The following is a 10,740-nucleotide window of genomic DNA, read 5'->3' as shown; positions in this document are numbered from 1 at the left end:
CCAGCCCATTGAGGGTACCAGCCAGCCCTGTTGCGCTCACACTCTGGCCAGACCCTTCGCTGTTGCCGCTGGTCAGCACATCTTCATGGACCAAACTGCGCACAGATTGTTCTTCCCCATCAGCCAGAGTTGGTATGTCATCCAAAATGGTGACATCAAGGGTATCGCTGGCCGTATCACCATCACTATCGATCAGTACAACGCTGAAGCTTTCGCTCAGGGAGGTGTCATTGACGGGTCTTGTATGGTTTTCATTATCGCCAAGGGTATAGCTGTAACTGACTTGCCCTTCACCGGTCGCGGGGTTGTAGGTCACCGCTGTGATGGTCAGTACATTTCCTAATGGGCTGATAATGGACTGTGGAAACGACGCGCCTAACTGGCCATCGGTGATCAATGTAACGCCCCCCAGAGTCAAGCTCTGGACGCCGTCAGGAGCATTGAAGGTAAACACCCCACTTTGCGTCAAGGCTGCAGCGTTGGGAGCCGAGCCATCCGCTAAATTGGTATCGCTGACTTGTACCTCACCCCCTTCCCGATCCAGCCCAGCCAGATCTACTTCTTCATCAACCGGAGTGATGGAGATAACGAGTGTTGATGTCACTGTGTCCTGGCCATCAGTCACCTGATAATTTATTGGGGGAACGGCGCCATCATAGTTAGGCGCTGGCGTGAAGGTATAACTCCCATCCGGATTGATGCTCAGCGTGCCCACACCAGTAATAGTGGCAGCAACTCCAGCAGGCACACCGATGTTGATACCCCAGTCATATGAAACGATAGAGGCATCAGCTGGTCCATCAGGATTGGTGCTATTTTCGAGCAGATTACCGCTGACCTGAGAGTCTTCGAGGGTCACGACGGCTTCACTCAAATCATCAAGTTGATTCTCAAGAATTAAATCTTCTGCCTGATTTTCATTGATAACGACACCTGTATCGTAAGTAGTATCAAAACCGGCCTCGGCAATGGTCGCATCACCAGTTCGATCGATAGTGACAAAGCCACCATTACCACTCGCTCCGGCGACGCCTCCAATACCGCCACCACCACCGGCAGCAGGAGCACCACCAGCTGCAGAAGCCTCAAAATTCTGAGTAGGGTCCACACCTTGCAGAATCGATTGCTGCAATGCGGCAATATCGGAAGGGGCGCCTTCGGTGGGCGAAGCCCCTTGCGGTTGACCTGGCTCAACCGACTCGGAACCCGTAGGTGAATTCTGTGCAGGTGTGTCGTCATAAGGGGAAAGTGCCAGCTTGGCATCATCCGCTATGGTCAACTTGGCTCCGGGTTGGAGGATTTCACCTTTTTGCAGAGGGCGGCGGCTTCCATCAGCCAACACAATCTCCACATTCCCTTCGATGGCTGAGACAACCACGGACTTGTCGATAATTTGGGTACGCATATCCATTGCTCCAACGTGACAGATCTTGATGTCTATACGGTAGAAGGAGATAGCGTTCTGTTCCGTTGCAAAAATGTATGCATTTCGATCTGCATCGAACAGGTACACGGAAAAAAATCGAAGAGTTCAGTTTTTTCAATATAAATCAGAGCTCTATAGGCAGCCCCATTCAGCACTACGTGTACTTTGATTATATAAAGATGGAGAAAAGAGAATAGATAGATATAAAAATGACCCCATTCGGGGCCATTTTATGGCGTCTTATTCAAGACAATGGGAAGGTGGGGTGAACAAATCCCTGATAACCATCGATATGCAACTTGGAGAGCAACTCGACTTGATGTTGATCTTCGACACGGGTCGCAATGGTGGTCACACCCGCATTGTGCGCAGCTCGGCACACTGCGGCCAAGAATGAGGTGTCAGCTCCCGGCTCCATAACCTGGCTGGTATAACCATGGTCGACCTTGACATAAGCTGGCGACAACTCCTCCAGATAACCCAGCGACTGGAAGTGACGACCATAGTGGTCAACCCCCCACTGGAAGCCATGTGCCTGCAAAGTGCCCACCAATGCAGCGACGTTATCTTTATGCTTCATGATGGCGACTTCAGGTATTTCGAATAGCAACCGCTCTTTCAACTCGGCATGATCGGTCAGATAGCCCGTCAGCCAGGTTAAAAATTCATCCGAGCAGAGCGAGCCAGCAGTGATGTTGATCGCAAGCACCAGATCAGACTGCTTTTGTAATAAAGGAACGCAGGCATCGAGAACCGCCTGGTCAAACTCGCCACCCAATTTGAACTGTTCAATTGCGGGCAAGAACTGGCCAGCAAAATAGTCTGTGCCATCACGGGAGATAGAGGCAAACAGCTCGGCATGCAACCTGGCGCCATTATCGAATCGGCAAGCTGGTTGGGCTTTGAAACGCCAGAGTTGCCGTGAGATGGCATCTTGGACCAAATCTCGCCAGGCCAAACGCCCCATCAAACCTTGTTCGGTGCCCCCTTCCATCACGACAGCACCGCGGCGTTCATTGCGCGCCTTGCCAAGCGCATTATCGGCCTTGGTCAACAAGGCAGAGAGATCATCATTACCATCACGACCGGCAATACCGATGACGGAGAGCGCATCGCCTTCGCCCATTGGATTCACCACCAGATCGGCGATGCGGCTATTAATCACTTCAGCCAACTCCTTGAGCTGAGTGAGGTCGTCGGTTGGACATAGCAACGCATATTCCGTCGCAGAGATCCGTGCCAAGGCTGCGCCATCCCACCCTTTTAATTGCTCTTTCAAGGCCTGTGCGATCGATTTGACCATGTTGTCTCTGGCCGCAAAGCCTTCATCACGATAGATATCGTCCAGCATATCGACCGCAACAAGCATGACACCACCTTGACCAGCCTCCGCTATCCATGCGTTCACTTGCCCTACAAAATAGGCGCGGTTGCCAAGGCCAGACACAGCATCGACATAAACCCGTTCACGCAATTTCTCGGCCTCATCGGCTTGCTCTTTGAACTGCAACGCCAACTTGCCTGATAGGGTATTGATCGCTTGAACGACCTGCTTCAATTCATGGGTGTTAGGCTCCGGTATCGTATGACCAAAATGGTGCAGCTCAATCTCGACTGCCTGTTCACAGATCTGTTTGAGTGGCTTGAGCAAGTAATTAAGTGCTCTCATCAACAAAATCGTGGTGATCAAGAAACCGACCAGAAACCAGCTCGCCAGTTCGCTCATTCCGCGCCACAACTCGTAATAAGCCTGGCCCGGATGGCCAACCACTTTTAATTTTCCAAGCTGCAGCCAGCCAGACGTCAAAATTGACTCGTTGGATACCTCGGGAAACAGCCCCAAATTGATAAACCACTGCGGCACACCCTGAATGGTGTTGGTATTTTCCTGCTCGATAACATCCTTTGATGCCAGCAGATCGAGGCGAACCAGTCGATAATAGCCGCCATCAAAGATGGCCTGGATCACCGACTCGGCACCGACCTTGTCACCATTCTCCAGATAGGGGGTGAGAGCAAGCCCAAGTGAGGTTGCTGTATTGATGACCGTTGTTTCCTGTTGCTGCGCCAGATAAGTGCGGGTTGAATTGAATTGCACCCAGTATGTGGCCGCAAATAACAATCCAAACAGCAGCAGCATGGTGGCTAATAACTGTCGATAGAGCGTCATAGGTTAATCATCCAAATTCACCACAGGCCGAGCCAATCGCCCCGATGTCATGCGATTGCGTAAATCATTCCATAATCCCAAGCGAGATGATTGACCAGCCAGTTCCCCTTGGCCACGCGCCTTCATCAACCACAAGTGACTACCGTTAAAGCTATAAATAGGTACCAGATCCCGACGTTGACTTGCCGGACGGATAGAACCGATAAGATTGTCCAGGATCACCGGGACCGATGATGGCGTCTCGTAATAGGCAACAACCATATGAAACTGGTTATAATCGAGCGCCTTGACGTACACCATCCTCATTTTTTCATCCGGGATACCCAATTCAAGCAAAGTTGAATATTTGGCAATACTGAAGTCTTCACAGTCTCCCCCGGCTGCCCCCAAAAATTCCAACGGGGTTGCCCAATAATCTTTCTTACGCCACAACTTGATATCGTCAATAAAACGCATCCGATTGAAAAAATTATTTACCCGTTCGAGCTTTTTTTCTTCGCTCAGGGCTCTGCCCTTCGTCTCCATGACCAGCATACGCCAACTGGTAACACGCTTGCCGGCTCTGACGCCATAAGTCTGCTCCGCCCGCTTGATCAAGTTGAGATCTTCTTGTGGCAAAGGCTGACTGGCACAGAGCAACAGTGAGAAGGGTAACAGCAGGATCCATAGGGAGTGGCGCAGAGCACGTAGCGATCGGTATCTCCATTCATTGAGGAGATAACACCATCTGCCACCGATCCCGCGCTGGAGTGTCACATCATATTCCTGCTGCATTATTGCTGCTGCACTCCTCAAACCCGTGCAACCACCTGCTTTAGCCAAACATGGTGACTGCAAGCAGCAGTCACCATGATGGCGTCCATCATCCCGGCTGGATCATGGGCAAACGGTTATTGCTTGGCCTGCCATTCAGCGGGTTGTTTGACGCTAAATGCATTGAGCAGGCTGCCTGTCGCGTTAAGAATGCGATAGTCCGCCAGCAGTGCATCATACTCGGCAGTGATGTAGCTGCGACGCGCCTCGAACAATTCGTTCTCGGTGTTCAATACGTCCAGCAATGTCCGTTGACCCAAGCCAAACTGCTTCTTATATGCCTGTACGGTATCGTAGCTGGCGTCAACATGCTCTTTCAGGAAGGTTTTTTGCTTGGCCAGCGACTCTTTCGCATTCCAGGCCAAACGAGTTCCTTCCTCCACCTGGCGGAACGCATTCAGATGAATGTCTTTCGCCTGAGAGTAGAGCGCCGATGTTGCATTGCTCTCTGCCACATCAGAACCGCCACGGAACAGGTTGTAACGCATCCGCACCATGGCGGTCAGGTCATCGTTACGTCCTTTGACCGCATCGATATCCTCATTCCAGTTCTGATCTACCTCAAATGTCACATTGGGGTAGAAACCGGACTTGGCACCTTCATGCTGATACTTGGCCGCTTCAATATCCTGCAGGGAAGATAGCAGGGTCGGGTGGACTTCGGTCGCCGTTTTCAGGGCAGTATCGAGGCTGGTCGGGATAAGCTCGGTATTGGGAACCGGCTGTACCAGATCTTTGGGAACCTCGTTCACGACACGAATAAATTCACTCTCTGCATCGCGATAGTTGTTCTCGGCAGCAGCCTGGTTCGAATAGGCTCGAGCAACACGACCATCGATCTGGGTCTGGTCTGCGGTAGAACCCAGCCCGGAATCAGTCCGCTTGCTGATGTCGCTGCGGATCTGTTCGTGTGTTTCCAGGTTCTGCTTGGAGAGCTCCAGGATCTCCTGCTGGCGCAGCATATTGAGGTAGACCTCAGCTACCCGCAGCGCGGTGTTCTCTGCCTCGGAGATCATCGCCAGACGCTGGGCATTGGCTTCAGCTTCTGTTCTGGACACGTTGTTGCTGACATCAAAGCCATCAAACAACATTTGCCGTAAACTCAGTCCTGCCTCTTTACGAGTCATGGAGTCATCAATATTGCTGTTGGCGCTGGCAGCCCGGGTAGAAGGACTGTCAGTTTTTTCATAGCCTACGCCACCACGCAGATCGATCGTAGGATAATAGCCACCCTTTGCTCCATCATGCTGATAGAGGCGTGCCTGATAAAGATCAAACGCTTCCTTGATCTTGGGATGCGTTGCGAGTGTCTGTGCCACCGACTCTTCCAGAGTCTGAGCCTGACCCAGGCCGGGGATCAGGGTGATGCCACTGACCAGCATGGCAACAATCGTTTTTTTCATGTTATCTCCAGTCATGTTTTGTTTTTTAGATTGTTGGCTTATCGTTCTCTCAGTGCCGACTGCCTTGCCCTTAATATGGGTTTCAGCAAATAGTCTAGGACACTTTTTTTACCAGTAATGATATCAGCACTGGCTAACATACCGGGGATGATGGGAAGTGCGTTAAGCTCATCGCCCAAGTAACTCTTCTCGGTACGCACCCGAACCAGATAAAAGGAGTTCCCCTCCTCATCCTGGATCGAGTCCGCACTTATCTGTTCAACCTTGCCATGCAATCCTCCATAGATTGTAAAGTCATAGGCAGTAATTTTGACGATGGCCTCCAGCCCTGGACGCAGGAAGGCAATATCTTTCGGTGATACTTTGGCCTCCACCAGCAAGGTATCCTCCAGCGGCACGATCTCCATCAAATCCATGCCGGGCTGAACCACGCCGCCCAGGGTGTTGATCTTGAGTTTTTTAATGGTGCCTTTAAGCGGTGCGATCACACTGGTGCGATCCACCCTGTCTCTCAAGCCGACCTGCCCCTCTGACAACTGGCCAAGCCGCCCCTGCTTCTCATTCAGTTCGGTCTGGGAGTCTGCCCTGAACTTCAGCGCAATATCGTTGCGCTTGGAGATGGTCTCACGCAACACCGAATTGAGTTTTGGAATCAGCAGGCGGTTGCTCTCCAGCTCCCCCTGCATCTCGTTGACCTGACGCTCCAACTTGATTAGCTCCACTTGAGGCACTATACCTTCTTTCGCCAGCGGACGACTAATATTGAGCTCTTGTCTGGCCAAATCCACACTGCGGTTCACGGTACGGATTTTGGCATTCAGTTCGATCAGTTCCTGCTCTTTCTGCTCGATCTGCTGACCAAGAATATAGAGCTGGTTCTTCAGGTTATTCAGACGATCCCGCTGTACCGAGCGCTCACGGTTGGCATATTCGGCAAAGACGGTTTCATAACCATCGGGGAACTGGATAGGTGCCTCTCCCACTACCACCTGTTCACGCCATCCCAGCGCAGGCTCATTTTTCACCTCGACACTGGCCATCTCGGCGCGCAGACGGGCCACATCCCCTTTCAGGGTGACCACCTCCTGCTCACGCTCACGAAAATCGGAGCGGAAACGGGTGTCATCGATGCGCAGCAGTGGCTGCCCCTTTTCGACGATGTCGCCCTCCTTGACGAAGATCTCTTTGACGATCCCCCCTTCCAGGTTCTGGATCACCTGCAGTTGGCGGGATGGGATCACCTTGCCCTGACCCACGGTGACTTCATCAAGCTCGGCCCAGGCCGCCCAGACGATGGCGCTCATGAAAAAGAGGAAACAGCACCATAGCAGGATGCGAGCGCCGGTCGGCGTGGTCAGCAGTACAGCCGCAGCACCATCATCGACAAACTCCAGATGCTCGGGTGCTGGCAATACATCGCCGGAAGGCGCCTTTTTGCTGCGTTTGAACCAGCTCATGATCCCCTTAACCATGAGACACCTCCTGCACACGCACCTTGCCTTCCTTCAACTGCTGCAACACCGCCTCTTTGGGGCCATCAGCAACAATTTGCCCCTGTTCGATGACAATCACCCGTGACGCCACATCCAGCATCGAGGTCTTGTGAGTGATGAGGATCAAGGTGGTTTCCGGGCCGAGTCGAGCCAGCTCCTGTTTCACCTGCATCTCTGACTGGTTGTCCATGTTGGAGGTCGGCTCATCCATCACCAGAATGGGGGGATCATTGAGCAGGGCGCGCGCCAGCAAGATCGCCTGACGCTGGCCACCGGAGAGCTGGCGGCCCCCCTCGCCAATCTGGCGGTCCAGCCCGTTGGGATCCCGGTTGGTAAAGTTGGTGACGCCCGCCCGCTTGGCGGCACGCAAAACCCGCACATCATCCACTAGTGGATTGCCCAGCATGATGTTGTCTCGCACCGAACCAAAGAACAGGATGACATCTTGCGGGACACAGCCGATATTGCGGCGGATCACCGCAGAGGGCAGCTGATCCAGTTCAAATCCATCGATGCGCACCGAACCATCGGTCGGCCGATACAGTCCCATCAGCAATTTCTCAAGGGTCGTTTTGCCCGCACCAATCCGGCCGATAATCGCCACCTTTTCACCCGGCTGAATACGCAAATTGATATTGTGCAGAGTGCTGGTTTCCATTCCCGGATATTTGAAGGAGACATTTTCAAATTCAATGCGACCGGCAATCACCGGATGATGAATATATTGCTTGCCCTCCTCCTGCTCCCCCGGGGTTTGCATGATTTTTTCCAGAATATCCAACGCAGACTTGGCCTGGTTATAGCGGGTCGACAGCACGGAGAGCTGCACCATGGGCGCAATCGCTCGGCTGGAGAGCATCACGGCAGCAATCATCCCCCCCATGGTGACCAAGCCTTCGGATATCTGGTAAACACCGACGATCACCAGTCCGACGGTCACCACCTGCTGGATGTAACTGGCCAGCGATGACATGGAGTTGGTAATGCGGCGGGTCTGCACGCCCCAGGTGGAAATATGGGAGACGGCCTGTTCCCAGCGATGCTGGAACATACTCTCGGCACCGAAGATCTTGACGGTTTCCAGCCCGGAAATACTTTCAATCAGGTTGGCGTTTTTCTGGGAGGCCAGACGCGAGCCCTCTTCGATGGACTGCTTGAGCGGCTCTTGTATATAAAAGCTATAGGCGACCAGGATCAGCATGGCCACGATGGGCACAACCACCATCACGCCGGCAAACATCCAGATGATAAAGAGGAAGAAGACGGCAAAGGGAAGATCGATAAGGGTCGAAACGGTCGCGGAGGTGAAAAACTCCCGCACCGATTCAAACTCCTGCAGATGTTTGGCGAAAGCACCGGTAGAGGCGGGACGAGACTCCATCCGCATGCCCATTACCTTGGCGAAAATCTTGGCCGACAACAGCACATCGGACTTTTTACCGGCGATATCGATAAAGTAACTGCGCAACTGTCGCATCACAAAATCGAAGGTAAAGACCACCATGGCCCCGACCGCCAGTACCCAGAGCGAATCAAACGCCAGATTGGGCACAATCTTGTCATAGACGTTCATGGTAAAGAGGGGGCTGGCGATGGCAAACAGGTTGATCAGAATGGAGGCGATCAATACATCACGATAGATGCCGCGGGATTCGAACAAGGTGCTCCAGAACCAGTGGCCATCACGGGTTTCCAGCACCTTGGGCGAGCGCTCGTCAAACTTGAACTGCTTCTTCACATAGAAGAGGCGACCCAGATACTCATCACCCAACTGGGCAGCCGTCAGCCATTGCGCGGCATCACCGGCCTGCGGGAAGATCACCTTGCCCTGGCTGCGATCTTCGTTCCACTCCAGCAAAATGCAGGCGCCACCACTGCGCATCTGCAATACGCAGGGCAGCAGCAAGGGAGAGATATCGGCCAGTGGCTGGATCACTTCACGGGCGGATAAACCGCCCCGCTCGGCAGCACGGCAAAAGAGTGCGGTAGTCAGGCGTCCGGAGACCAGTGGCAACCCGGTCGTCAGGGCATCCTGGCTGTTGGGCACACCATAAAAACGGGTCAAGAAGACCAGACACTCCAATAACTCATCAATACGACTTGTTTCTGCTTGCATAGCATCCTGTCACTGCATAAATGAGGCCGACACGAAGAATAACCACTCATATTATCCTGCAATAGCGACTCTCAACACCGAGTCACACTCCCACTGAGGTGCCTGTTCAGTAGATAAACCGGTCTGGATAAAGCGCAACCTTCCCCATATTTACCAGTCAGGAAACAATTGCAGCATGATTCATTATTGGTAAAGCATGATTTCATCGATGTCATGCTAACACGCTAACCAGAGTGAATGCCGATGTTAATTGATAACGACATTTTTTATGGCGCATCACTATATCAACCGAAACGTACCAAAACTATAGTTTACGGTATGAACTTTTTTATATAACCCTATGTTTTTTGTAAAAATAATAACTACGCACTCAATTATAGGTCAGGAAGTATGAAGGGTCTTCCCAGCGAGTGACCTTGCGGGCCGCTCAATGAGAGGGCTTTGGCAATGTCCGCCATGGCCGTCCAGCGATTTTCACACCAGACCGGCGCCAGCAGGGTCGGACGGCGCGCCGATGCCGAGATCCGGTGATACACCACCTCGGGCGGCGTGTGCTGGATCATGGCGACAGCTGCTTCCACATACTGCTCCAGCGTCAATACCTCAAGCCGCCCCGCTTGCCATGCCTTGCCAAGAGTACTGCCCTCAACCACATGAAGCGGATGCAGCTTGATCCCCTCAACGCCGGTCTCCACGATGCGATGCAGGGTATCGAGGCTGTCCATCGGCACTTCGCCTGGCAAGCCAACGATCAGATGAGCACATACCTTGATGCCACGCTGATGGGCACGTCTTACCGCATCCTCATAGGCGGCATAGCCGTGGCCGCGATTGATCCGTTGCAGGGTTTTGTCGTTGGCGCTTTGCAGCCCGAGCTCCAGCCACACCTCGTAACCCCGGGCCTGATAGCCCGCCAGCAGATCCAGCACCGCATCCGGCACGCAATCAGGGCGAGTGCCCACACAGAGCCCCACCATATCGCTCACCGACAGCGCATCTTCATACATACGCTGCAGATACTCGACCTCGGCATAGGTGCTGGTATAGGCCTGAAAGTAGGCGAGATAACGCTTGGCACGGGTGACTTCATCGCGGCGTGCCAGCAGTTGTTGCACCACGGAGAGTTGCTGGGCCGACTCGTCGGCAAAAGAGGAGACATTGCAGAAGGTGCAGCCACCGCGGCCCAGGGTGCCGTCCCGGTTCGGGCAGGTGAAGGCACCGTGGATGGAGAGTTTGTGGATCTTCTGACCGTGACGCTGCTTGAGATCCTGACCGAATGTATTGACGAGTTCGTGTAACTGCATGACACCTCCGCTAAA

General features: G+C 53.1%; 7 protein-coding genes. All 7 read right to left on the bottom strand.

The annotated features are described in order from the left end of the window. A partial coding sequence (locus PG888_RS18385; RefSeq protein ID WP_270693975.1) for a retention module-containing protein occupies nucleotides 1-1,513 on the bottom strand: 1,513 nt, incomplete at its 3' end. Nucleotides 1,514-1,670: 157 nt separating this feature from the next. After that, entirely contained in the window at nucleotides 1,671-3,596 is a 1,926-nt protein-coding gene (locus PG888_RS18380) for an EAL domain-containing protein (protein ID WP_182939396.1), read from the bottom strand. Nucleotides 3,597-3,599: 3 nt separating this feature from the next. Beyond that, on the bottom strand, nucleotides 3,600-4,352 hold the full coding sequence (locus PG888_RS18375; RefSeq protein WP_182939728.1) for a transglutaminase-like cysteine peptidase: 753 nt from the start codon (nucleotides 4,350-4,352) through the stop codon (nucleotides 3,600-3,602). A 134-nt stretch (nucleotides 4,353-4,486) separates the two neighbouring features. Beyond that, entirely contained in the window at nucleotides 4,487-5,812 is a 1,326-nt protein-coding gene (locus PG888_RS18370; protein ID WP_042057685.1) for a TolC family outer membrane protein, read from the bottom strand. A gap of 38 nt (nucleotides 5,813-5,850) precedes the next feature. Continuing rightward, nucleotides 5,851-7,284: an HlyD family type I secretion periplasmic adaptor subunit gene (locus PG888_RS18365; protein ID WP_162491778.1), complete on the bottom strand. Its 1,434-nt coding sequence runs from the start codon at nucleotides 7,282-7,284 to the stop codon at nucleotides 5,851-5,853. Continuing rightward, nucleotides 7,277-9,421, bottom strand: coding sequence for a type I secretion system permease/ATPase (locus PG888_RS18360; RefSeq protein ID WP_042057686.1), 2,145 nt, complete (start codon nucleotides 9,419-9,421; stop codon nucleotides 7,277-7,279). Before PG888_RS18360 ends, PG888_RS18365 begins: the two co-directional genes overlap by 8 nt. Before the next feature lie 374 nt (nucleotides 9,422-9,795). After that, nucleotides 9,796-10,725 carry a TIGR01212 family radical SAM protein gene (locus PG888_RS18355; RefSeq protein ID WP_182939395.1) on the bottom strand — a complete coding sequence of 310 codons (930 nt, stop codon included), beginning with the start codon at nucleotides 10,723-10,725 and terminating at the stop codon, nucleotides 9,796-9,798. Between the last annotated feature and the right edge of the window lie 15 nt (nucleotides 10,726-10,740).

The organism is Aeromonas sp. QDB23 (assembly GCF_027707745.1).
In the GTDB taxonomy this organism is placed as follows: Bacteria; Pseudomonadota; Gammaproteobacteria; order Enterobacterales; family Aeromonadaceae; genus Aeromonas; species Aeromonas allosaccharophila.
The sequence above is the reverse complement of the archived record's forward strand: the minus strand, read 5'-3'. Positions and strand labels throughout refer to the sequence as shown.

Coding starts and splice junctions, on each gene's coding strand:
- PG888_RS18380 (WP_182939396.1), bottom strand. CDS start 3,596: ATGACGCTCTATCGACAGTTATTAGCCACCATGCTGCTGCTGTTTGGA.
- PG888_RS18370 (WP_042057685.1), bottom strand. CDS start 5,812: ATGAAAAAAACGATTGTTGCCATGCTGGTCAGTGGCATCACCCTGATC.
- PG888_RS18365 (WP_162491778.1), bottom strand. CDS start 7,284: ATGGTTAAGGGGATCATGAGCTGGTTCAAACGCAGCAAAAAGGCGCCT.
- PG888_RS18360 (WP_042057686.1), bottom strand. CDS start 9,421: ATGCAAGCAGAAACAAGTCGTATTGATGAGTTATTGGAGTGTCTGGTC.
- PG888_RS18355 (WP_182939395.1), bottom strand. CDS start 10,725: ATGCAGTTACACGAACTCGTCAATACATTCGGTCAGGATCTCAAGCAG.